The sequence below is a fragment of the Synechococcus sp. PCC 7335 genome (assembly GCF_000155595.1).
Lineage (GTDB): Bacteria > Cyanobacteriota > Cyanobacteriia > Phormidesmidales > Phormidesmidaceae > Phormidesmis.
Map to the genome: position 1 here is coordinate 31,537 of NZ_DS989908.1, position 22,869 is coordinate 54,405.

General features: G+C 46.7%; 25 protein-coding genes and 3 pseudogenes. 12 read left to right on the forward strand and 16 right to left on the reverse strand.

Annotation, left to right across the window (positions count from 1 at the left end; genetic code table 11):
- The 4 genes from S7335_RS25170 to S7335_RS28290 form a co-directional block, all read right to left on the reverse strand.
- On the reverse strand, nt 1–487 hold a 487-nt coding region (locus tag S7335_RS25170; protein ID WP_157620785.1), incomplete at its 3' end, for a DUF1016 N-terminal domain-containing protein.
- A gap of 71 nt (nt 488–558) precedes the next feature.
- A complete protein-coding gene (locus tag S7335_RS25175; RefSeq protein ID WP_227500130.1) occupies nt 559–897 on the reverse strand; it encodes a hypothetical protein in 339 nt (112 codons plus the stop codon).
- Entirely contained in the window at nt 881–1,486 is a 606-nt protein-coding gene (locus S7335_RS25180; RefSeq protein WP_006458931.1) for a ParA family protein, read from the reverse strand. The genes S7335_RS25175 and S7335_RS25180 overlap by 17 nt, the downstream gene beginning before the upstream one ends.
- Nucleotides 1,487–1,599: 113 nt before the next feature.
- Nucleotides 1,600–1,743, reverse strand: a complete 144-nt coding sequence (locus S7335_RS28290) for a hypothetical protein (RefSeq protein WP_157620783.1) — start codon at nt 1,741–1,743, stop codon at nt 1,600–1,602.
- A gap of 1,007 nt (nt 1,744–2,750) precedes the next feature.
- Here S7335_RS28290 and S7335_RS25185 point away from each other — a divergent pair.
- Nucleotides 2,751–3,029, forward strand: a complete 279-nt coding sequence (locus tag S7335_RS25185; RefSeq protein ID WP_006458920.1) for a hypothetical protein — start codon at nt 2,751–2,753, stop codon at nt 3,027–3,029.
- Nucleotides 3,030–3,182: 153 nt separating this feature from the next.
- On the opposite strand, the gene S7335_RS25190 is transcribed toward S7335_RS25185, so the two are convergent.
- The 5 genes and pseudogenes from S7335_RS25190 to S7335_RS25215 all read right to left on the reverse strand — a co-directional run bounded on the left by S7335_RS25190 (nt 3,183) and on the right by S7335_RS25215 (nt 8,835).
- Nucleotides 3,183–4,625: a serine hydrolase gene (locus S7335_RS25190; protein WP_006458883.1), complete on the reverse strand. Its 1,443-nt coding sequence runs from the start codon at nt 4,623–4,625 to the stop codon at nt 3,183–3,185.
- A 613-nt stretch (nt 4,626–5,238) separates the two neighbouring features.
- On the reverse strand, nt 5,239–6,603 hold the full coding sequence (locus tag S7335_RS25195) for a serine hydrolase (RefSeq protein ID WP_006458908.1): 1,365 nt from the start codon (nt 6,601–6,603) through the stop codon (nt 5,239–5,241).
- 44 nt (nt 6,604–6,647) lie between these two features.
- Nucleotides 6,648–6,905 (reverse strand): annotated as a pseudogene (locus tag S7335_RS25200) (transposase); the annotation flags it as partial.
- 46 nt (nt 6,906–6,951) lie between these two features.
- A pseudogene (locus S7335_RS25205) lies at nt 6,952–7,293 on the reverse strand (transposase); the annotation flags it as partial.
- A 666-nt stretch (nt 7,294–7,959) separates the two neighbouring features.
- Complete coding sequence (locus S7335_RS25215) at nt 7,960–8,835, reverse strand: helix-turn-helix domain-containing protein (protein WP_006458944.1); 876 nt, start codon at nt 8,833–8,835, stop codon at nt 7,960–7,962.
- A gap of 135 nt (nt 8,836–8,970) precedes the next feature.
- Here S7335_RS25215 and S7335_RS25220 point away from each other — a divergent pair, with 135 nt between their 5' ends.
- The 5 genes and pseudogenes from S7335_RS25220 to S7335_RS29370 all read left to right on the forward strand — a co-directional run bounded on the left by S7335_RS25220 (nt 8,971) and on the right by S7335_RS29370 (nt 12,975).
- Nucleotides 8,971–10,356: an MATE family efflux transporter gene (locus S7335_RS25220; RefSeq protein ID WP_006458888.1), complete on the forward strand. Its 1,386-nt coding sequence runs from the start codon at nt 8,971–8,973 to the stop codon at nt 10,354–10,356.
- Between the two features lie 64 nt (nt 10,357–10,420).
- On the forward strand, nt 10,421–10,660 hold the full coding sequence (locus S7335_RS25225) for a hypothetical protein (RefSeq protein WP_006458917.1): 240 nt from the start codon (nt 10,421–10,423) through the stop codon (nt 10,658–10,660).
- A 623-nt stretch (nt 10,661–11,283) separates the two neighbouring features.
- Nucleotides 11,284–11,496 carry a reverse transcriptase N-terminal domain-containing protein gene (locus tag S7335_RS29115; protein ID WP_006458882.1) on the forward strand — a complete coding sequence of 71 codons (213 nt, stop codon included), beginning with the start codon at nt 11,284–11,286 and terminating at the stop codon, nt 11,494–11,496.
- A gap of 15 nt (nt 11,497–11,511) precedes the next feature.
- Nucleotides 11,512–12,564 (forward strand): annotated as a pseudogene (gene ltrA / locus S7335_RS25230) (group II intron reverse transcriptase/maturase); the annotation flags it as partial.
- Nucleotides 12,565–12,744: 180 nt separating this feature from the next.
- On the forward strand, nt 12,745–12,975 hold the full coding sequence (locus S7335_RS29370; protein WP_255346500.1) for an HNH endonuclease: 231 nt from the start codon (nt 12,745–12,747) through the stop codon (nt 12,973–12,975).
- A gap of 103 nt (nt 12,976–13,078) precedes the next feature.
- Here S7335_RS29370 and S7335_RS25235 read toward each other — a convergent pair whose 3' ends face one another.
- The 3 genes from S7335_RS25235 to S7335_RS25245 form a co-directional block, all read right to left on the reverse strand.
- Entirely contained in the window at nt 13,079–13,450 is a 372-nt protein-coding gene (locus tag S7335_RS25235; protein WP_006458885.1) for a nuclear transport factor 2 family protein, read from the reverse strand.
- A gap of 175 nt (nt 13,451–13,625) precedes the next feature.
- A complete protein-coding gene (locus S7335_RS25240; protein WP_006458899.1) occupies nt 13,626–15,101 on the reverse strand; it encodes a serine hydrolase in 1,476 nt (491 codons plus the stop codon).
- A 204-nt stretch (nt 15,102–15,305) separates the two neighbouring features.
- The gene (locus tag S7335_RS25245; RefSeq protein WP_006458884.1) at nt 15,306–15,878 is read right to left on the reverse strand and encodes a recombinase family protein; all 573 of its coding nucleotides are present in this window, start codon (nt 15,876–15,878) and stop codon (nt 15,306–15,308) included.
- Nucleotides 15,879–16,094: 216 nt separating this feature from the next.
- On the opposite strand from S7335_RS25245, the gene S7335_RS25250 reads away from it, so the two are divergent.
- Nucleotides 16,095–16,364 (forward strand): UPF0175 family protein, encoded by a 270-nt coding sequence (locus tag S7335_RS25250; protein ID WP_198011470.1) that lies wholly within the window; start codon nt 16,095–16,097, stop codon nt 16,362–16,364.
- Complete coding sequence (locus S7335_RS25255) at nt 16,361–16,849, forward strand: DUF3368 domain-containing protein (RefSeq protein WP_038020421.1); 489 nt, start codon at nt 16,361–16,363, stop codon at nt 16,847–16,849. The genes S7335_RS25250 and S7335_RS25255 overlap by 4 nt, the downstream gene beginning before the upstream one ends.
- A gap of 85 nt (nt 16,850–16,934) precedes the next feature.
- Here S7335_RS25255 and S7335_RS25260 read toward each other — a convergent pair whose 3' ends face one another.
- The 3 genes from S7335_RS25260 to S7335_RS25270 form a co-directional block, all read right to left on the reverse strand.
- Complete coding sequence (locus S7335_RS25260) at nt 16,935–17,381, reverse strand: nucleotidyltransferase domain-containing protein (protein ID WP_006458875.1); 447 nt, start codon at nt 17,379–17,381, stop codon at nt 16,935–16,937.
- A gap of 640 nt (nt 17,382–18,021) precedes the next feature.
- A complete protein-coding gene (locus tag S7335_RS25265) occupies nt 18,022–18,306 on the reverse strand; it encodes a hypothetical protein (protein ID WP_006458911.1) in 285 nt (94 codons plus the stop codon).
- Complete coding sequence (locus S7335_RS25270; protein WP_006458881.1) at nt 18,296–18,592, reverse strand: BrnT family toxin; 297 nt, start codon at nt 18,590–18,592, stop codon at nt 18,296–18,298. Before S7335_RS25270 ends, S7335_RS25265 begins: the two co-directional genes overlap by 11 nt.
- Nucleotides 18,593–18,902: 310 nt before the next feature.
- Here S7335_RS25270 and S7335_RS25275 point away from each other — a divergent pair, with 310 nt between their 5' ends.
- The 4 genes from S7335_RS25275 (at nt 18,903) to S7335_RS25290 (ending at nt 21,502) form a co-directional block, all read left to right on the forward strand.
- Nucleotides 18,903–19,226 carry a helix-turn-helix transcriptional regulator gene (locus S7335_RS25275; protein WP_006458886.1) on the forward strand — a complete coding sequence of 108 codons (324 nt, stop codon included), beginning with the start codon at nt 18,903–18,905 and terminating at the stop codon, nt 19,224–19,226.
- Nucleotides 19,226–19,780 (forward strand): SRPBCC domain-containing protein, encoded by a 555-nt coding sequence (locus S7335_RS25280; RefSeq protein WP_006458941.1) that lies wholly within the window; start codon nt 19,226–19,228, stop codon nt 19,778–19,780. Before S7335_RS25275 ends, S7335_RS25280 begins: the two co-directional genes overlap by 1 nt.
- Before the next feature lie 38 nt (nt 19,781–19,818).
- Complete coding sequence (locus S7335_RS25285; protein ID WP_006458879.1) at nt 19,819–20,616, forward strand: ABC transporter ATP-binding protein; 798 nt, start codon at nt 19,819–19,821, stop codon at nt 20,614–20,616.
- A 241-nt stretch (nt 20,617–20,857) separates the two neighbouring features.
- A complete protein-coding gene (locus S7335_RS25290) occupies nt 20,858–21,502 on the forward strand; it encodes an ABC transporter permease (RefSeq protein WP_369791701.1) in 645 nt (214 codons plus the stop codon).
- A gap of 435 nt (nt 21,503–21,937) precedes the next feature.
- Here S7335_RS25290 and S7335_RS25295 read toward each other — a convergent pair whose 3' ends face one another.
- The gene (locus S7335_RS25295; protein WP_006458906.1) at nt 21,938–22,822 is read right to left on the reverse strand and encodes an alpha/beta hydrolase; all 885 of its coding nucleotides are present in this window, start codon (nt 22,820–22,822) and stop codon (nt 21,938–21,940) included.
- Between the last annotated feature and the right edge of the window lie 47 nt (nt 22,823–22,869).

The window sequence follows — 22,869 nt, forward strand, 5'->3', positions numbered from 1 at the left end:
CGTTCCTGAGCGATTCAGATTCATAGAACGCTCTTGCCTCTTCTGAACGCACCGACATCAGCTTGACGTAGTGCGACCACGGCAAAGGAAAGTACTGACTTATCGTCTCAAAGTCAGTGTCTGGAGGAACGGTCTGAGGTAGCGGCCATAGGTTATAGAACCGCCGCATTTGCTCCAAGTTGCGCTCCGAATAGCCTCTTCCAAACTTCGCCTTTAAGTCTGCGGACAACCGCTTAATTAGAGCAGTCCCGTATACGGCCCGACCTTCACCCTGCTGTTCAGAGTCAATAATGCACCAACCAATCTTCCAATAGCTGACAGTCATAATGGAGTTCACAGAACGAGCTGCCGCTCGACGACCAGACTCCAGAAGCTCTATGACATCGCCTAGAGTATTTAGGTAAAGAGCATCATCAGATAGCAATTCATCGCCGCCAATGGATAGCTGATTGGCATCGTCTTGTACGTCGTCAGACCCGTTGTTCATATGCATCCGTCCGCAGTTTTCGATTATTCGGCTAATCAGTTAATCGGCTAATCAGTTAATCGATTAATCAGTTAATCGGCTAACCATTCATTCAATAACTCTGCAACTAAATCGCTAAAGTCTCTGGAATCCTCTACCAACCTGACTTTGACTCTGCTGTTTAGATCTTTTGGGATGTAGCATCCAACTTGAGTATAAGAAGGGTCTGAGCGCTTTCCAGTCTTCGCTCTTTTTCTGCGTTGCGTAGCTGGCTCTGAAGGCAAGAAGTCAGTAGTAGACTGATCTGCTTTCAAGTCAGCAGCAATATCTGTCACCGAAGGCGGTGACTCTTTCGACTGCCCTCGCTTGGATGATTTCTTTGCTAGTGTGTCAAACATTGTTGACGACTTGGACTTAAGATTCTTGGTCATATTTCAATACCTCGTTCCCAACTGCTCGATACTCTTTCCAGGCAATCCCTGCCATGCGATCGCCTGACTTCTGCACAGGGACACCAGCTAGTGCTGCTTTCTCATATGCCGTTAACTGACGAATAACCTGGTCGAAAACTGGTATATCTTGGCTTTTCAGCATGGCTCTGGCCTGCTCTGCGGTTGCAAGTTTTCGACTATCAACCTTAGTCAGTAAAACTGAATAAGCGCTTAAGCGCTTAAGCGCTTCTGTAGTATTTAATAGTGCCTCTAGGCCAAGCGCATCGGCAGTAGTAGGCAGAACTAAGAGATCACATCCATCTGCCAAAGTTTCTAGTGTTTCATTGTCAGGGTGAGCTTCGGTATCAACAATGATGTGGTCTGCGGATCTGCTCGCCTTCACACTGGCAGAGAAGTCACAAACCGAGAAGGGCAGTTCGCCACGTTCCGCCCATCCCATAGAGGAACGGTTGGGGTCACCATCGACTAAAAGGGTACGACCTTCTAATTCTGCAAAAAAACAAGCTAGGTGAACTGCCGTTGTAGTCTTTCCTACCCCACCCTTAAACCCAGCTACAGTAACTATCATCGCTAAGCGCCTCACTGCTTAATCGATTAACTGATTAATTGATTAAGCGGATAATCGGCTAACTGATTAGCCGCTTCAGCACTTTAAACGCCGACTGGCCATAGGTCAACTACTTAATCAATAGGGTGTTGTTCTTTGCCAGTTCTATCGCTGACGATGAGCAGCTTAATGCTTCGCTGCTCGCTATCTGGCGGGTAACTCCTATCGCCTGAGATAGAAAGTGTGATCGCGCCTGTCAAAGTCCAAATATCTGCCAATATTTGGGCTTTGGAGAAAACCCGGACGGAGCTTGTGATCGCGCTTTTTCTACAGAAAATATTTGCGCACTTATATTGGCTAGAAAATAGACCCTGCCTCACTGGTGCAGGGTCTAGAGAGTACTCTCTGCCAGCAAAGTATGACTAAAGCTCACCTGAGATGCGATCGCGCTTTTATGTCTGTGAGGTGGGCAAACCATTCAAATAACGAAACAACCTTGGTGTTATGGATACTTATGACCAGAACACCAGCTAATAGAGCAAAAAAGTAGATGTAATAGCTAGGGCGTATGCAATTAGCCTTTCTTCACTCTCATCCGTATAACGGGCAATGTGCATTTCTAAGGGCATGGGAAAAATTCCGTTCAGTAGACGTCCACTAGAATATACGTCCACTGAATAGCTCCCTGAAACGCACTTACGATGGCATAAACCAGTAGGCTCTAAATCAGCTAAAACGCCTTGTTTTCAAAGGATGCAAGGGTACACATAGTGTACGGTTAACATGTAAATGTGTTTACTCGGGTGTTGACAGTAGTGTTGACGTTAGCTAGAATATACCTACCAGACTAATGACTTGACATAAGCATTTCCCCGGAGCTATAATATAGGTAGCTCCGGGTATTATAGTATTTATTTTTATATTCAAGTCATTAGTCTGGTAACTGGACTTGGATGTCTTAAATATTCACTTCATCACCTTGAGATGTCCACCCTTATTAAAAAGTAGGAGACCTAGATGGACGAGTTGATACTCGTTCTGCGGCTCGCTTTGCTGGTACGTTCACTAGCAAAGTGGCTTGGTGAGTCGAAATGGCTTAGCAAGTAATAAGTAGAACAGTGCCTTTGGGAGCCTTCTTTCAAAGGCTGTGTCCACGCGCAATCTGTACCTACACAAAGGGTTCATCGAAAGTTGAAAACAAGCTCGTAGCTAAGTCGGATATGGATTTCGATGTCTATCATGACAAGAACCTATTCGTCATGTTCACTTAAACAAGAAACACAACATGGCTACAAATAAAAAGACTACTGGCAAGAAATCATCTTCAAACGCTTCTAAAACGCTTAGAAGTAGCTCTACTGGCAAGAAATCAAAGTCTGCTGCGGGATCTGCACTATCTCAAACAGGAACACCGAAGCGCCAGACAAGCAAGAAGGCTGCAACCGCAGCTTCAAAAACGTTGCGAGATGGCAGATCTTCCAAAGCTGCCAAATCAGCGGCTGGAAGTGCTCTCTCTCAAACACCGAAAAAGTCAAAGTCTTCTAATTCTAAAAAGAAGAAGTAGATGAGGCTATTAGACTTCTAAATACTGATTCTTTCAGTCGCCTGAAAGTCTAAAACAAAGCCCTTGCGATCGCGTGAGGGCTTTGACATTCAAGAGCTGTGGTTCTCATTTCATTTGTTGCAAAAGCGAAGATTTTCGGAACGATCGAATGTACTAGATAGAGGACTCTTTCAACGCAGTTATTTGTTTACCTTCTGGTGAACCCAAAGTCATCACATTGCTTTGGCTCAGGCACATCTCTGAAATATTGAATTCGTCATCTTGCTTGAATGAGATATCAATGTTTGCGGCTCTAGCGAAAAACTTTGATTCCGAGACTGGGGCAATCTGCAACGGCTGCTGCTGCTCGTACTTTAAGAACAACCTACCTGCCTGGTTAAGTATGGTGAACTGTGCCCCCAGCTTAGTCCTATAGGTACCTATATATCTGTTGGGTTCTGCTAACGAAACAACCGACTCTTCCGGTGGCGTTATCTCAGGCCACTGATACGTCTGGCCAATACTATTCATGATATCTGCACGAAAGAATCCGCCTTCCTCAGCGTTGAGCATGACAACAGCACCTTGTCTAAGTGCTGGATAAAAGCGCATCATGGCGACAAATCCAATGTTAGTGCCATCGTGAAAAAAGTAGCTACCCGCACCTGTACCACTGCATGCCATACCAAGTCCCATCGATAGACCGTCTGGGCCTGTCGATTTCTCCGATTGAGGACATAGCATCTCTTGAATAGTGTCTCTGGTCCACATAGAAGTAGGCTCTTCTGCCAAAACTTTCATCAACTCAACGCCTACCTTACAAAGGTCTGTAGGCGTTGTCCATAGTCCTGCGGCGGCCATCTCTGGATAGATGAAGTACTTCCCAGCTATAGGTGTCCCATTAATCTGATGGCCTGTGGCTGCCTTGGTTGAAAAGCCTTCACGAAGCGGTTGCTCAAAAGTACTGTTAGTCATGCCTAACGGTTCTATCACTAACTCTCGCATGAGGTCTGGAAACGGCTTCCCTAGCACGTCTACAAGCACTTGCTGAGCTATTGTCATACCACCGCCAGAGTAGCGATAGTTTAGACCTGGTATGACGTTAACAACGACTTTCTCACTGTTGGCAGGCGGTTCCCCGTTCAGAACTTGTACTGTTGTAGGTATCGGGTCTGCGGCTCTGTAGCCGTAATAGCCAACAACGGTTGTTCCAGCGGTATGACTCAGTAAGTGTCGTAGTGTTACTCGTGGTTGCCAATCTCCATTAGCAGGAACTTTCCAAGAAGTCAGATATCTGTTCACATCTTCATCCAGGTTTAGGCGACCCTCTTGCACTAACCGTAAGACAGCCAATGAGAAGATAGGTTTACTGATAGAACCAGCCTGGAACAGAGTATCAGGAGTAAGGGACACTTCCTGACCTGCTTCGCGGATACCAAAGCCAGAGGCCCAGTCAATTTCACCTTTGTCAACCACTGCGATACTAACACCGGGCGTGTGATGCTGTGACATCTTCTCCTCGAGTGTCGTTCGTGTTTCTGGCTCTTTATCTAAAGCGGGTGCTGATAGGATATTGTTAATGACCTGCTCAATACGCTGTTCGACAGAATCGTTCATAGATACCCTCACTATCGCTGATTGCTTCTGAGCCAATAAAGCAGACGCTATGGCTGCCCTCTCGCTACAAGACAACTCGTTTTCAGTACTTTAAGGTATCAATTATAAAAATGATGACTCAAATTTCAGGGATTTTGGGACTGTTAGCGTGTTGTGTTTTAGCTGATAAATAGTGTCTAATAGCTAGACTGGAAAGAGTCAAGATGTCTGGGAATGCAGAAAAGTATGGATGCTCAGCTAAAACTTTGGGAATATCCTGAAGGACGTCCTGGCAATGGCCTAAAAGAACGGGTCTGTTCCTACAGTGGTTACTCTGAAATGACCACACAGGTCGTCCACCGTCTCGAAGTTGTCAAAAGTCGAGTTGTCGTTATTATCGGTTTTGGGGACAAACTACAACTTACAGAAACAACAGATAGAACAGCAAACATGAGCTGTCAGGCTTTCGCAGTTAGCTTGCAAAGCTCTCCGCTCAAGACCTGTAAAACGACTTTTGCCTTAAACGCTGCGCTATATTGTTGCCGTTTCCCTACCATGACACTCTCCTTGCTTAGGACAAGATTACTACTCTTAGCTCCCTGTCCGAAAATTGGGGGTTATTACAATCCATACGTTAATCAATTTTATTCAGTACCTTATCTCTACCGTGCTGATAGATGATCAACTGAGATTCACCTTCATCGTTAGTTATAAAAGTTAGTTGAGCATCCACTGCTTTGAGAAAAAACTCAGTTGGCGACTCCGGAAAGATCTCATCTTTTTCTCGTCCTGTCACTTGAATAAATATACGTTGTAAGTCAGTTGTGACCGTGAAAAAGAGTTCGCTATCTTCTGATGATAGGTATGGAGAAGGTTTGAACTTATACTGTCCGGCATATCTCTCTAAGATAGCGGGAGCGAGATTGATCGCTTCTCTTTTTTTCGGAAACTCGTAAGGTTCGTCAAAGATAATAGCAGCTAAATCTTGTGTTATCTTTGGGATTGAGGCGGTTTGAAGATTACTTAAAACAATAACTGTCACTCGTTCATCAGGATATCTGGCGAAGTGGGTTAAAAAGCCGTCAATGCCTCCGTCATGAGCGATACGATTGCGGTTATGTTCGGTGTCTATCCTTAAACCATAACCGTAATAAAAATTATTGCTTTCTTCACCAGTTAGAACTTCGACTGTAGGGGCAAACATAGCGTCTCTGGAAGCCTGGTTCAATATAATATTGGTGTCGAATGTTCTTGACCATTTATAGAGATCTTCTACGGTAGAATAAAGCGCGCCAGCTCCTGACATTATAGATATATCAAGAGAATCAGCATGAACATATGATTCACCAGTAAAGAGGTAACCAGCAGCGCGGTTAAACAAAACAGTTCTAGTGCTGTCACAACCAGAATCATTCATACCTAGAAGCGCAAAAATATGCTGTTCCAGGTAATCTTTATAAGAAAGACCGGAGACAGTTTCTATTATTTTGGTTAAAACTATATAGCCAGAATTACTATAACTAAAACGTTCTCCTGGAGTGAAGTCCAAGGGGCGATCCTTAAACCAATCTATTAGTTTGTCAAGTTCTATCTCAACTGATTTTTTTGACTCATAGTCTTCAAAACTGGTGTAGTTAGAAATACCTGATGTGTGGTTTAGTAATTGACGAACGATAATTTGTTCGCCTCTAGGATATTTGGGTAAATAGGTGGCTAAAGAATCATTTATATCTAGTAATTTCTGTTCTTGAAGTTGAAGAATTGCTGCGGCAGTGAATTGTTTACTTATAGAAGCTATCCGAAATTTAGTGGATGGCAAATTTGGAACGTTATGTTCTAAATTTGCCATCCCATATCCTTCGCTTAGTAACACTTTTCCCTGATAACTAACTAACACCGAACCCATGAAGTGATTATTGTCTAAATGTGCCTGTAAGTATATTTCTAGCTTTTGAGCAAGCGAAACTGAATCGTTGGAGATGTTGTTGAATTCGACCATAGCTTCTACGAGAGTGATCTGATTTTTGTGTAAGCGCTTATTTCTTAAGCGGAAAAGCGTTCTGGGAATAGGATAGCAAAATGCGATAGTGCTGCTCTCCAATTCTTAATGGGTCTGTTCCACTTTTTGGCAATATTGTTCATCGCTAGGTACATCAGTCTGAAGACAGCCTCTTCGCTGGGGAAGACGGCCTTTGTCTTGATGACCTTGCGCAATGAGCGGTTGACCGATTCGATGGTATTGGTGGTGTAGATCACCCGGCGAATCTCCATTGGATAGTCAAAAATTGGAATCACGTTCTCGGGGTTTGAGTAGTAATGGATGCTGTTGGCGAAGTCAAAACAGAGCTCAAATAGCCGGATTGAGCGCTGCAAATCGAGAAGTCCGAGTCTTAGAATGAGGCATTCCATCGAGCCAGTCAGATAGCCGCACGACGTTCATCGCGGCGGCGATCAGCAGATGCTGCAAATGCGTCTTAGCCAATCCGATATAGCGTGACCTTCTCATCCCGAAGGCCCGAACACCTTGAGAGATCGTGCCTTCGATGCCTGCTCGTACGTTGTATTGAGCTTTCCATGTCTTGGTTAGCTGTGCTCTTCTATTTCTTTGGATGGCTTTATGCTCAGCTCTGGAGCGCAATGTAATTGACCTTGGCTCTGCTTTGCTTTTCGTACACAAGTGTCGATGGGAGCAAAGGCCACAAAGTCACTTCACAAGGGAATTTCGACTGTTTTCCGGTTGTACACCGACACAGTATAAACAAGCCTGCTTCCTAAATTTACCCGGAACTCCGGCAAGCGTCCTTCAAGAGAGCTGAGGTCAATTTTATTCAAGACGGTCTGTAACAGACACATCTAAAATGCCTGTATCTGCTTCAAACGGGAATTCAACAGAATGGCTGGACAACTATCTTATCTAGAGATTGGGACAGGCGATGTTTCAGTATCATGTAGCTTCTTCGAGCAGCTCTTTGGATGGACTTTTCACACGATAGAATAAGGCAACGAAGGCTGGTTTCAAACGCCGTCCATTAAAGCGGGTCTGCATGGCAACGACCCAGCTCCTCAATTCGCTGTCTATTTTGACGTTCCTAATTTGGAGGAGGCTGTTTCTAAGGTGAAGGAGTTGGGCGGAGAAGCAGAAAGCCTTGGCCCAGAAGAACCTGGGTTCGGTCGGTTTTGTAACTGCAAAGATCCACAAGGTATTCGATTTGGACTTCATCAGCTATCAAAAAGCTAGATAGTCTCATTGCCTAGACCTTCTAAGACACGGGCAAAGACGTGTCTCAATCCATGTCTCAAAATAGTGTTCTCATAACGTCTAAGACATAATGAACTTAATTCTTTGGCAAGATTATCATCCAGTTCGATAAGCGCTAGGTGTCATTCCAGTTGCCTTTCGAAATTGCCTGCTGAAGTGGCTATGACTATCAAATCCACAGACCAAAGCGATATCGACGAGAGATTGCTGCGTTTGCTTTAGTAACTGTTTAGCTCGTTCTATCCGTTGCTGTAAGAGATACTGATAAGGCGTTAGTCCCATCGACTTTTTGAACTGCCGACTGAAGTGAGATTGACTCACTCCTACCAACTGTGCAAGGTCAGCTAGCTTGATGTCTTGCTCTAAGGCATCTGCAATGTAGCGCGTGACTAGAAGCAACTTGCGATCGCCCAGGCCGCTTTCATATTGAGCTACCTGAGGTTGAGTTGACGCATGGTTTCGCAGAAAACTGACAGCTAAAGCATTTGCCAACGACTCGCTATATAGCTGACCCATCTGCCCGTTGCGATGTACTTCGGCATGAAGCAACCCTAGTAGACTCTCTACTTGAGGATCGCGGGTCTGAAAGTTAGGTAGCAGTTCTACCTTTCCTGTACCAGTCTCAGAGATTTCTTCTGATATTCTCTGTAGGAATATGGATGAAACTTGTACGTAGAGATAGTGATCGTCATCTTCAGCACGGTAGCCGCTAGAGAACCCGCTAGGCGTAATACACAGGTCACCTCGACGATATAGTCCAGTGTAGTAGCGACCACCCATCGTCTGATGAATACGATGGGGTTGCGAGGATAGGCTCATGACAATGACCGGGTCAGCCTCGGGCGGCATCTTCATTGCGCTAGGAGGTTGTCGGTACTCCTCTACAACAATATCTGCCCATCCTAGTCCTTGACTGGAAGCCAGTGGCAAATCTGAATTCTGAATGCTAACGTCGCTATGCTCCGACATCATACGGCCCTCTCTGCCACAATCCTACAGCAGGATTTTGAAAATCTGAGCAGATCTTGATAGCTCAGCGATTCACGCCTCCTTACCCTGTGAATGTAAGCAGCTCCTACGGACGCGACGCAAACCGTCCTTGCAGACATGACAGACTCATCCCTACCTAGCCAAAGCTTTTTCACTGAGCTAAGAGCCTTCTCACAATTAGCCATTCCACTAGCGAGCGCTCAGGTGGCTCAAGTGGCGACGGGTTTCGTAGATACCGTCATGATGGGACATCTAGGTACACAGACTCTGGCTGCTGGCGCGATCGCCTCTATCACATTCTTCGCGCTGATGGTAACTGCAAGTGGCGTTGTGATGGGCGTTACGCCTCTGACGGCGGAGGCACATGGCTCGGGCAGCCGAAAGAGAATTGAGCAGATTACTCGACAAGGGCTGTGGCTGTCTTTGCTGCTAGCGATTCCCGGCATGTTGCTTATCTCTCATCTCGATACGGCCATGCGTCAGCTAGGTCAAACCGAAGCGACTGTCAGTTTAGCGACTGCTTATCTCGACATTATTCTATGGGGACTGTTTCCAGCGCTGGGGTTTGCGATGCTAAGGGGGGTGGTTTCAGCATTATCTAACGCACGCGTGATCATGGTGATTGTTGTCATAGGAACTGTCTTCAATATCTTTGCAAACTATGTTCTGGGCTTCGGAAAGCTTGGGTTTCCAAAGCTAGAACTAGCAGGCCTTGCGATAGGCAGTGCATTGACTTTTTGGGGAATGTTCGCAGCGTTAGTGATCTATCTGCTGAACCATCAGCAGTTCAAAACATATAGGTTCTTTCAAGCTTTACACAAACCCAGGCTACAGACGTTGTACAAGTTGCTGAAGCTTGGTGTACCTATCGGGGTGTTCTATGCGCTGGAGATTGGCGTTTACACCGTTATTAGCTATCTGATAGGTGCTTTGGGAACAGACGACTTGGCAGCCTACCAGATCGTATTTCAGACAACCAACTTGATCTTCATGGTGCCTTTAGGAATGTCGTTTGCGGCTACCGCTCGGGTTGGTCAATGGGTCGGGCGCAAAAGCGTATCAGGCATACGCAAAGCTGGCTTTGTCAGCATCTTGGCAGGGGCTAGCTGGACATTGCTGGTGGCCGCTACGCTTCTACTCTTTCCGCTATGGGTTGTTGGCTTATACATCGATAGATACGATCCGGCTAATCAAACTACTGTAGTGTTGGCCGTTTCAATGATGCGAGTATCGGCGGTCGCTCACCTATTCGATGGCATACAGAAGATTGCCTATGGTGGACTACAAGGCTTACAAGATACTCAGATTCCGATGGTACTTAGCTTCGTTGCTTACTGGTGTATCGGCCTAACAAGCGGATACTGGTTGGCATACAAACAAGGAATGGGCGCAGTTGGTTTTTGGATAGGTCTACTGATTGCTGTGGTGATCGCAGCCGTCGTATTCATCTGGCGCTTTCAAGTTCTTACCTCAAAACAGTTCGAGTCAAGACTACTGAGTTAGCTATGGCTTTTAGCTATGGCTTGAGTAGATTACATGAACCCAAGCAGAAGGAAAACAATTGATTATGATACGGATTGCGGAAGACTCTACTGTAGAGATGTCGTCACCGGAGAAGAACACACAAGATTCTCTCCTTATGCTTACTAGCTGGCTGTTCTTAGTGGGTTCAATTCTCTTTCAGATAGATGCAGTGATCGAACTGCTAGAAGGCTTTTCTATTCATGTTGGCTTGCATCTGCTGGCAGGCTTTCTCTTTACGATTGGGTCTATACTGTTTGTTGTTGACGGCGCTCGAAAAGCTTGATCGTCAGAGCTTGTCTAGTTGCCGGGGGCACTTGCGACACGAAGTCGCTCTGAATGAGTGAGGGTCTCAACAACTCTCCAGTCCAGTGTCCAGGACTGTTTCTAACACTCCCATGCGTTGCTGGCAACGGCAAGGTGTGAAGCGGAGCGTAACACCCAAGGAAGCATCAAGCCAACTGATGTAACCAGGTAAGGGAAAGATGGACAAGGTGAACGCCAGTGAATCCTCGTTGAGGTGCCGTAACGGCAAATCGCTGAAATGGCTGATACAGCGACATAGGTCACAAGGGAACCCGGTTCCGCGCCAAACCGGATACAGGCACCCCGACCTCGGCATATAGAGGACACCTTCCCCCATCAAATCTCATCGGAGCGGAACGTGACAACCCCAATAGGGTCTGCACCCGAGTGCAGTAAGCAAACCGCAAGGAATGCTGAACTCCTTAGTGGGAGAAGGATGCTTCAAGAAGCGAATGCCAGCTACCGAAAGGACAGAGGAAACAGGGACTTCTCCTTGATAACTCGCTGGATAGGACATCTGTCTAAGTCAAAAGACTGCTGACGTGAAGCAGGTGGAACCCCCAAAAGACCAGTGACCCGGTTATTCATCGGAGGACACGTTAGATGCAAACTCAAGCGAGTTTAGTAAACCGACCAACGACACCCACTGAATGGCGCAGCGTCAACTGGCGCAAAGCTAATCGGAGAGTGAGAAACCTACGTCATCGAATCTTTCGGGCGACAACCGAGGGCGACTACAGAAAAGTTCGCTCGTTGCAGAAGCTGATGCTGCGCAGCTATGCCAACCGCTTACTGAGCGTGCGGAAAGTAACGTAGCAAAATCGGGGCAAGCATACGGCAGGCATTGACCAAGTTGTGGTGAAGACGCCAGAAGGAAAAGGCATGATGGTAGACATCTTGTCTGACTTCCGAGCTTGGCGAGTTCAGCCGACTCGGCGTGTCTATATCCCCAAGTCAAACGGAAAACTGCGACCACTTGGCATCTCAACTATCGCTGACCGCTGTCTACAGATGGTGGTCAAAACAGCGCTAGAACCTGAATGGGAAGCCAAGCTAGAGGGCAGTACCTACGGCTACCGTCCGGGTCGTAGTTGTCACGATGCTGTTAAGAAGCTCTATTTCATGAGTTTGCCGAAGAACAAGAAACACTGGGTTGTCGATGCAGACCTTCAAGGCTGTTTTGACAACATCGACCAGTCGTTTCTACTAGCCAAACTTGAACGGTTCCCAGCTAGAGGACTCGTCGAGCAATGGCTTCAGTCAGGCTATGTGGAGTATGGCCGATGGCAGCCGACGACAGCCGGAACCCCGCAGGGTAACTGTATCTCACCTTTGTTGGCGAATATAGCCCTGCATGGCATGGAAGAAGCCCTTGGCATCACCTACGATTCCAGAGGGCGAATCAATGGCAAACGGGGTTTGGCAAAATACGCCGATGACTTTGTTGTGATGTGCGAGAGCAAAGCAGACGCAGAAGCTGCAATAGAAGATCTTAAACCTTGGCTCCTTGAGCGAGGGTTGTCTTTCTCTGAAGAAAAGACACAAGTTGTTCATCTTCGAGAAGGCTTCGATTTTCTAGGCTTCAACTTCCGGCATTACGCCACGCCAGGAAAAACAAGGACAGGATGGAAGCTGCTGACTAAACCAAGTCGCAAATCTATCAAGTCGATAAAAGCCAGACTAAAACGAGAGTGGTTGAACCTCAGCGGCAAGCCAGTGAAAGAAGTAGTTATGAGACTCAACCCCATCATTCGGGGCTGGGCCAACTACTTCCGCACGGGCGTTGCTTCTAGAACGTTTAGCCGTCTTCAAGACTGGATGTTCAAACGGCAACAGCGATATGCCCACAAGCGTCACCCCAACAGAGGACCACAGTGGTGGTATCAGAAGTACTGGGGACGCTTGAATCTCGACCACTGTGATAACTGGGTCTTTGGGGATAAAGACTCAGGTTCACACCTTGTGAAGTTCACATGGTTCCCGATTGAGCGACATGTGATGGTCAAGGGCAGAGCTTCTCCTGATGACCCGAGTCTGAAGGATTACTGGGAACGGCGGTCAACGATGAAAGTCAAAGACCTTACTCCTAGTAGACAGAAGCTAGCCAAGCGGCAGAAGTTCAAATGTCCAAACTGTGGCGAATCTCTACTCAATGGAGATTCTCTACATGTCCACCACAAGACTCCACGGTCGAAGGGCGGCAAGGATTGCTTCAGCAACTGGCTACTGCTGCACAAAGTCTGTCACCAACAACGTCACGCTTCTCGACTAAAACAACGGTTAGGTTCTGCTTGAGCCGTGTGCGGTGTGAGTCGCACGCACGGTTCTGAGGGGGGACTGGGGTAGCAATACCCTAGTTCTACCCGGCAAACAGTCAAAGAAAAAGGCTTCCCATTCACTACAGGACAGGCGTTACTTGGCCCGTAATCATTTGCCACTTTTCATCGCGTTTGAGATAAACGTGTAAATCTCTCACCTTTTTCTCCCTCATTCCAGTCATGGTCAGCGTCATTAGGAAGTGAACTACAGCAACAGTGTCTGAATACCAGTGAAGTTCAACTTCGTCGATTGAATACGACTTAACTTTTGCGTTGGCAACGTTGTTCAGTTCAGTTTGCTTATCTGCAACCACACCGTTCGGAAAGATAGCAATGAAGTCATCGGGTAAGTCGCGTTCGACGACAGCTACATCCCGATTCAAAAAAGCTTCTAGGAAGGCTCTATCCATAGTTAGGATAGTTTGCTCTTCGCTAATTCTGTCGATTGCCATTGTGTGTCCTTGCGGGTGTGTTCTGTAGCCTAACTATCGTCACAAAGTAGTTACGTCGATATGATAGAAGCCTTCTTCAAATTTGGAGCGACCTGCCGATAGTAGGTAGAACGACTGCAAGCTATCCGCTGACAGCTCTGGTTTATCGTCCTTTCTTGGCGCTTTATAACATATATCAATTCTGACTTGAGACACTAGCTGGCTTTGTTCTGCGAAAAGTTACAACCGTACTGTAGACAGCCCAAGAAGTAGTACTCAAAAGCAGTAGTCCAACACCAATAAATAGATCAACGGACCAGCCATAGATACCAAAAGGTTGTGGAAGTTGAAAGAGGCCGGGCAATATCCCTACTGCTAACCACCAGCTTAACCCTGAGAGAACGGAAAAGAACAAAGCTCTACTTACTAGAATCCAAAGGCGTGATGAAGCACGAAACCGCTGGCGTCGAATTGTCCATCCTAGTCCGATCAGTAGCAGAAGAGAGATAATACTAATGCCTAAGAGTGCTTTGCTAATTCGCTTCCAAAGATCGTAGGTTGTTGCCCTTTCTAATGGTTGATTTAATAGCTGTTTAACGATGCCTAACCCAATTTGGTCTTGTAAGCCAGAAGTACCTGCGCCGATTATCAAGATGCCTCCTATATTCTGTTCAGGCAGCAAGAAGATGGCCGAAGAAGAGCCGTTTGTGTTCCCGTTGTGTGCGATCAGTGGAACGCCATCCACTTCCATACTGCTCCAAGCAAAGCCATAGAAGGTGTTCTGACCTATCTTCCTATCACCAAAGTGCGCTTCGGTTAAGGACGTTTCTGAAAGATTGGGTAAGGGTAGCGTGCCAAGATGAACCATTACATAGCGGGCCATATCTGCGGCAGTTGAGTGCAGCGTTCCTCCAGCAGGCCCAAGATAGCTTCCCATTGTTTTTTCCGGCGGTGATGCCTTGACCGAGAACCCAAACAAGGTATCGTAAGGAGTCGCAACGTCTAACCTCGCCACCCGATCTAGCTGAGTGGCGCTGTTGGTCATCTGCAAAGGCTCTAATATCTGAGTCTGCAAGTAACTGTCATAGGATTGATTGGAAACGGCTTCTACCACCATACCTAAGATGCTGTAGCCCATATTGGCATACTCGAATTGAGTGCCAGGTGCGCTCGATAAATGAACATCCTTTAGGGCTCGTACACCCTGTTCAAGAGAAGGGCGAATGCGTTGACGGTCCTGCCAGACGACACCGTGGGAACTGCCGGGCAGTCCGCTTGTATGAGTCAATAATTGGCGGATAGTAATCTGAGCGCTTGCTGCTTTATCAGCTACTTGAAACCAGGGAAGATACTGTTGTACAGGGTCATCTAGATCTAGCAAGCCACTATCTCGAAGCTGCAAAATCGCTGTAGACGTAAAACTCTTGGCGACAGAACCGATGGCGTAGGCGGTCTCTGATGTAACTGGCTCTTGCGTCGCGCGGTCTGCAATACCAACGCCTTTTGCAACCAGTACTTCGTCTCCAGCTACGATAGCAAACGCGCCGCCGGGAAGTCCTGCACGCGCGATCTCTTGCTCTACATAGGTTTCTATATTCTCAATAGTTGCAGTTGAGACGGTTGTCTCAGCGGCCTTCGTAATGGTGTGCTCGCTGTAAGTGGTAACGGTCATTAGAAGCCCTAGAGCGAATAGTAGTCCATACTTCAACCATGTTGGAAGACTCCTATTGCTTCGAGGATTCGCTTCTTTAACTCTATTCGTTTGAAACACTGTAAATGAAGACTCCTTCCTGACTCTAGCTAGGTTGCATGCTACCGAGCTTCGGTGGCTACAAGTCACTAGCTACACACTAAGCGCTTCTTATCCAAGCATGGTCTATATTTGTGTAGCTTTAAGCTGTGGTGCAACCTGCCGATAGTAAGTAGAGCGGCTACACCCTATCTGCTTACAGATCTCATTAATTGTCAGTTCACCGGCTTCAGCCAGTGCGATCGCCACCTTCACCTGGCTCTTATCCAGAGCCTTCGGACGTCCACCCATCCGGCCACGAGCACGAGCTGCCTTCAAACCTGCCATCGTCCGCTCGCGAATCAGGTTTCGCTCATATTCAGCCATCGCCCCGATCACAGAGAAAACCATCTTTCCTGACGCGGTAGAGGTATCGAAGCCATCCTGAATGCTGGCAAAGTTCGCACCTCGCTCCTTCAAATCCTTAACGATGCTCAGCAGATCGCTCAGCGAGCGGCCTAGGCGGTCAAGCTTCCAGATCACCAGCACATCTTTTTTGCGGATGTGGTCAAGCGCTTTTTCTAATCCTGGCCGCTCAGCCTTCGCGCCACTCACTCCGTGATCGCTAAAAATCTTCTCGCAGCCAGCTTCTTTCAAAGCGTCCGTTTGCAACTCTATATTCTGGTCAGCCGTCGAAACTCTGGCATAGCCGATCTTCATGCGTCAAAACTCGTAAAGTACCCCCTATTTTTGACACGATGATTATGACACAACTTTTGATACACAGAAACAGGCTCAAAAGCCGCTTTTTTGCCATTTCGTCAGTATGTGTCAAAAACGGTGATTACGACACATGTCACGCAGTCCGATTACGGATTCATCTGTACCGATACAGAACAGGCAACTACAGCCCATCCGACTTTACAATGCAGGTAGATGCGTAAGGGCCGCTCCATGCAAATTACTCTGAACCTACCAGATAGCCTTAGTCAGACAGAGGGCTTTAACCAGAACGACTGGCTACGAGAGATTGCCTTTGCCTTGTTTCAACAAGAGCGTGTCTCTCTCAGTCGCGCTAGCAAGATAGCCGGTATCGAACTGATGGACTTTCAGAAGATGCTGGCCGAGCGCGGCATCTGCGTTCACTATGATGTGGAAGACTTTGAGCAAGATGTTCAGCATCTGCGCGAGCGGGGTTGGCTGTGATCGTTGTCAGCGATACCTCTGCGCTCTCTAATCTAGCCCTTGTTAAGCATCTCTGGCTGCTAGAAGTCATCTACCAAACCGTCATCATTCCTGAGGCTGTTGCTAGCGAACTCGCAGCAGCCAGCAACCCTACTGTTTCAGAGACTCTCCAACTGGACTGGATTAAGGTTCAAGCCCTTACTCAATCTCAGCTTGCTAATCAACTGCAACAGGAACGAGGACTAGATGCTGGAGAAGCCCATGCGATCACTCTGGCACTTGAGCTACGAGCTGACGATCTGCTGATTGACGAAAGGCTGGGACGACAAGAAGCTGCTCGACTTGGACTGTCTATCATTGGCATATTGGGTGTTCTACTGGTCGCGAAGCAAAGAACCCTCATTCCTCAAGTTCAGTCTGTGACGGATAGCTTGATCGAAGAAGCTGGGTTTCGTATCAGTCCTCAGCTATATCAACGCGTCTTGACGCTTGCTCAAGAACTTTAGCAGGCGAACAAAGAGAGATACAACACGCAGTTGCGCTTGCGTCCCTTTATCGCAGTTGCGATCTGATTATGCTTCGGGCGCCTTTCTATCCATACTGGCTCAGCACAAATCGCACTAACCGAGACAGATGTCCTTCGGCATCATACAAGATACGGCAACCATCGCGAACAACTTGCTGAGTGCCCGTATCTAAGGGTGTGATAGACGCCCAACTTAGTCGCCCGAAACTTAGCTCGACCGTTATACGATGTGGGTTACTAGCGTTTAGTTGTACGTGACGCGACCACACAACACCATAGACCTTATCTTCCCAGCTCTCGATATAGAGATCGCCCCAGTTAATCTTGCTTAGCCAGTCTGTGCTCATTCTGAAGTGTAGAGGCTGTCTAGCTAAAAACATTAGATCGATATCTGACTTAGCAGTTGCCGTGCCACGAGCCTGCGAACCGACTAAGGCTGCTGCTAGAATGGACTCCTGACTAACTGCCCAATAGGTTGCCTGTTGAACAATCTGTTCTACTTGACTCTGCATAAGTTTGAATACTGGGTGACTTTGGAAACAACAATTCTTCAGTAGTGAGGCACAAGACTACGAAGTCAACACCAAGCAACAAAGACTCACTACAAGACAGCATCAACGGCACTTTAGTCTCACTATAATACTTTGACTGCTCATTGTGAGATGAGACTGAAGAGGATGATTTAGTCCATCTAGTCCAGAGTCTCAGGTTAAGACAGCGCTAAAGTCCTTGCTGTAACTGGGCGGTTAGTTGCTTCGAGAGGCAACTAGTCAAATTTGGAACACACTGTGTTCACTTTGTCAGAAGTGAATTACAGCCGTTTCATGTCTCTAATCGGCTAACTAATTTAGCCTATCTCATGCGTCTCATCCGCTCGTTAGAATTTAGGAAGATGAGACAGCTCTACGCTTCATTCCATTCCGATTAGTTGTTCGTATACTTGCATCAGATAAGAACAAAAAGCTGTTGATTTGCAAGAAGAACAAAAAGGAAATATTTTAATGAACAACAATCGTCTGTCTGCTATCTAGCAACTGGTGATCGCAACGCAAGCTTATGACAAGGCGTGGCGGAAGGTATGCAATCGCATTATCCTGACAGATTACAGCACGCACAGGCTTAGACGCACAACGCTGACGCGGTGGGATGACGCTAGATCCCTGCAACCTCGTTCAGCGCTTCTTGAATCACTTCGTCACCTACCCCATGACGCTTCAGACTATCAATCAAGGAAGACACGGTATTGTTCTCCAGTCGTTCTAGATCGCTCCGCAAGCCCTGTCCTATATAAGTTCGCGCTAGCGGCTGATAGCCAGAAAAACCCAGCAGCGGGGCTATCCGCTTCAAGTCTTCAATCACGTCTTCCGGCATCCGAATCGTCATAGTCGTCATCGGGCGGTCTCGTTTGAGTCGCTTTTTCAAGGCTTCAGGCTTCATAGTATTGGCGCTCCTTTCGAGTCGCTTTGCGGGCGGACACAATCCGGATGCGATCGTCCTCGCGTTCTACAAACACAACGAATAAAAGGTTCCAGCGCTTGTCTAAAGCAATAACAGCGTCCCTAGCTTCATCGTTACGACTAGCATCGACAACGACTAGAACAGGGTCGAAGAAAGCTTCGGCGGCTTGAGGGAAAGTAATGCCGTCATGCTTGAGTGGGTTAGCAGCTGCCTTCTGGTCATTCCAGATAAAGGTAATGCCATTGAGCGGGAAGTACACATCCATACAGAGCAGTATAGCCAAACGTATTCACAATGTAAATACGCTCAAAGTAACTCACCAAATGGCTGAATCCACTGGTGCTGAAAGCTCACACACGAGAAAGTGCACCCCGAAATTGTCTTGCAAACGGTGGTTTACGGACAGTAGTACAGGACACGATGTTAGTTCAACGTTGTGAGGCTATCAATGTCTGTTGTCTCAGAACTAAATTACACAGGACACTTTTCTAGCGATCTACTGATTCCTCTCAATTGACATTTAAGCGAATGCTTATATATACTGAATTTAGTTAAGCATTTGCTTAAATATAAAAATGAGTAGATCGCCTGCTAATACAGATGTTTTTGCTGCGGTTGCAGATCCAACGAGGAGATCACTGCTTGACCACCTTCAAAAAGGTGAACAGCCAGTTAAGCAACTAGCAGCACCTTTTGATATGTCACTACCGGCTATCTCGCAGCATCTGAGTGTGCTATGTAAAGTCGGCCTAGTCACTCAGCGGAGAGAAGGACGACAGCGATTTTATCGATTAACTCCTGAGCCGCTTAAGCAGATTTCTGATTGGGTGATAGGCTACGAGCATTTTTGGCGAGACAAATTGGCAAGTCTAGGAGAATACTTGGAGGAAGAATCGTGATGACTGACTTGGTGCTTGATGAAAGCTACCCCTACCCTCCAGAAAAAGTATGGCAGGCATTAACTGACTCTAGAGCATTAGCAGCATGGCTAATGGACAATGATTTTAAGCCTTGTTTAGGTCATCGCTTTCAGTTTGTAGACAGCTCATCACCAGGGTTAAAGACAGTAATCGATTGTGAGGTAATAGAGTTAGAGTCGCCGAAACGACTGGTGTACAGTTGGCAAGTTTCGGGAATGTCAGACCCCTCAATTGTGACCTGGACGCTAACCCCTATCCAAGAGGGGACCCAGGTGCAATTGCACCATAGCGGCCTACTACAAAACGCCTTGATAAAAGTGCCTTCCCCTGTGGCCTCATCTACTCAACTGAAATATTCATCAGAGCAACCCAATGGACCGCTCCTTTCAGCCTTATCTATTGCGCACCCTGACAAATACGCTCAGCCACAAGCTATGACAGTAGGCCACGTTGACTTTTTAGAGACAGATCTTGAAATGGTCTGGAAACAGAATCTACAAGAAAGGCTATCCAAAGTTCTTGTACAGCTTTAGCGACACAACAATGAACCATCGCTGAGTCGAGTCACACTATGAAGGTACTCACAGTCCAAAGACTGCAAAAGATATACCAACGCAATCATAAAACGTTCGAGGCTGTTCGTTCGGTTTCTCTAAGTGTATCTGGGGGAGAGATAGTTGCATTCTTAGGCCCTAATGGAGCTGGAAAAACAACTACCGTAAAGATGATTGCGGGCCTAATTTCGCCTGATGCGGGGAGCGTACAACTCGTAGGCTCTAACCCCTTCAAAAACCAGAAGGCTCTGCGGCACATCGGAGCTGTTTTAGAAGGTAATCGAAACTTGTATTGGAAGCTAACGCCTATAGAGAACTTAGAGTACTTTGGAATTCTAAGAGGCTTATCGCGAACTGAAGCACTCCGACGTACAAACGAGCTTCTAGCAGACTTCGATCTCCTAGATAAGCGTCATACGATCGTTCAAAATCTATCGCGGGGAATGCAGCAGAAGCTTGCCTTTGCAGTCGCTCTAATTCATCATCCTTCCGTTCTACTCTTAGATGAACCTACACTTGCTTTGGATATAGAGGCAACGCAGAATATAAAAAAAATTATTAGGCAGGTCGCACAGAAAGGCTGTGGCATTCTTTTAACCACTCATCAGCTTGATATTGCAGAAGAGTTGGCAGACAAAGTTGCCATCATTGATAAAGGTAGTGTTGTTGCATTCTCAAAAACTGACGAACTACTACATGCCTCTTCTCTTAGGTCATACAGCATAGAGTTTACTGGAAGTCTCATGGAACAAACTAGAAGTAGTTTAGAGAGCATCGGGACGATTGTTGAAACAGAAAGTCACCTACTTCAGTAATTTAGACAGCATACCAATCATAGACCTTCTCAGACCACTACGTATCACAAGATGTATGAGAATGTACCTGATCTAACAACAGTCTTCTTAAATTTAACAAAAAGGAGTAGCGGTGTTTGAATTATTTATGGCTGAACTTCGGCGAAGTTGGCTTCAGCTAATTCGTTACCCTGGTGACGCTGTTGGTCTTATCGTAATAACAACCTCTGTTTTTTATGGACTGTTTCTAGGAACTCAATACATGGCTGGCCCAAGTATACAGTTTGGGGAGCGTCTCGAAGAAGTCATCGTAGGATACGTGCTATGGAGCTTAGTAGGCTTCATAATCGTTGACTTGGTTGGTCAGCTACAGTATGAAGCTCAGACAGGCACCTTGGAACAATTGTTCCTGTCTCAGTTTGGCTTCAAACAGGTCCTACTGTTACGAGCTCTCGCTAACCTGACGTTACGTTTGATAATTACCCTCGTCATATTCCTATGTATTCTTCTCATCACAGGAGCGTCTTTAACAATATCAGCAGCAATTCTCCTACCACTAACATCCGTGTTGATGGGAGCTTACGGCCTAGCTTTTGCTATAGGCTCTCTAGTTCTATTAATCAAACGCGCTGACCAGGTAGTCTCCATTTTCTTGTTTGCCGTTCTGTTTCTTATGACAGCGACGACTGAGACATGGCTCGGTTGGCTACAGTTAATCAGATGGCTCTTACCGATGACGGGTGGCGCAGGATTGATGCGTGATTTGATGAGCAGAGAGCTAACTATAGGCGTAGGTCAGTTTTGTTTGTCTGCATTGAATGGGTTTGCGTATTTGATGATAGGGCTGCTGATTTTCGACCTAGCTGAGCAGATAGCCAAAAAGAGTGGCAGGCTAGGAGAATATTAACTGAGCTTCGTCAACCAAATGAGCTTTAAATCTCGCAGATAGATAGTGGTGATGCAGGATGGACCAGCGGGGGGGCGGGTAGGTCGGGATGCCACTTGTAAGGAGACGCTACGCTCACCCATGCTATTTTAGCAAGTCACAGCCAGCTGTTATTTCCCATAGTGTCTTTTAATGGCTTAGGTCTTTTGAGAAAGCCATTAAAAGACATGTTTTGAGACACGGTTTTTAAGAGTCTCAAAAGTCATGCCTTTCTGTACTCTACACAGTCACTACTATCTCTGTGTAGAGTACAGAAGGATAATGGACTAGCGGGGGGAAGGGAGTGGTAACGCTCCCGACCTACCGCTGGTTCTAAAAGAACAAGTTGTTCTACCTTCCTTAACTAGGAGGTAGAACAACTTGTCTACATACATGAAACTAAAGCCTGCTCTCAGACTATTCGCTTCGCTTAAACCAGCTAGAAACTTCCTTAGATGCCCGCCTAATAGGTTCATCCTGATCGTAGTAGGAAAGGTGAGGTGTATCATCCCAGATTAGCCTCTTTGGAACGCCTTCTGGAATAGCCTCGAAGTGACGCTTAGCAGCATTAGGTAGAAAGCAGTTATCACCGTGGATTATCAACCACGGCTTGTCCATCTTCTGCGCAGATTCTATCGAGCTGTAGTCCAGCAGCATCTTGTCGCTCATAACTGGGTACTGGTTTGCCCACTCGTTGCGGTCTGCCCAGGGCTGATACCACTTCCAGACAAACTCACCTGGCATTCCAACTTCCATATCAGTTTGATCTACGGCTTTGACGTAATCGACCTCTCCTGTCTCTTTGTACTTCTTCAAAGCTTCAGTCCCACGTTCTACGCGATGTTGGTAGTTCTCACCTAGCCAGTTCTTATCACCTTCTAGATCGCGGTACTGACTGGTAATAGTTGCAACTGCGTGAACGTTGGGATGCTCCTGGGCCGCTCGCAGCGCCACAGAACCACCTTGACAGATGCCGAGAATATTCACGCGATCGCTATCAACATCATCTCTACTTCTTAGAAAGTCAACAGCTGCTTTCATATCTTCGAGCTTGTCAAACGGGTTTTCTAGCTGTCTAGGCATTCCCCCACTATCGCCTCTGTAGCGAGCGTCAAATGCTAGCGCAGCGTAGCCGGCTTGAGATAGTGCTTGCGCATATCGAGTAGGCGCTTGATTACGTTCAAAGGTCATGGGGCCGATGATGGCTACAGCAGGGACAGGCGCTGAAGTGTTCTCTGGCATGTGTAGGTCACCGACGAGTTCTACGCCATCAACCTCGAAAGTAACTGTTTCGGTGCTCATCTTATCTATCAATCAAATAGTCTACAGCTTTAACGATAGTAAGACGG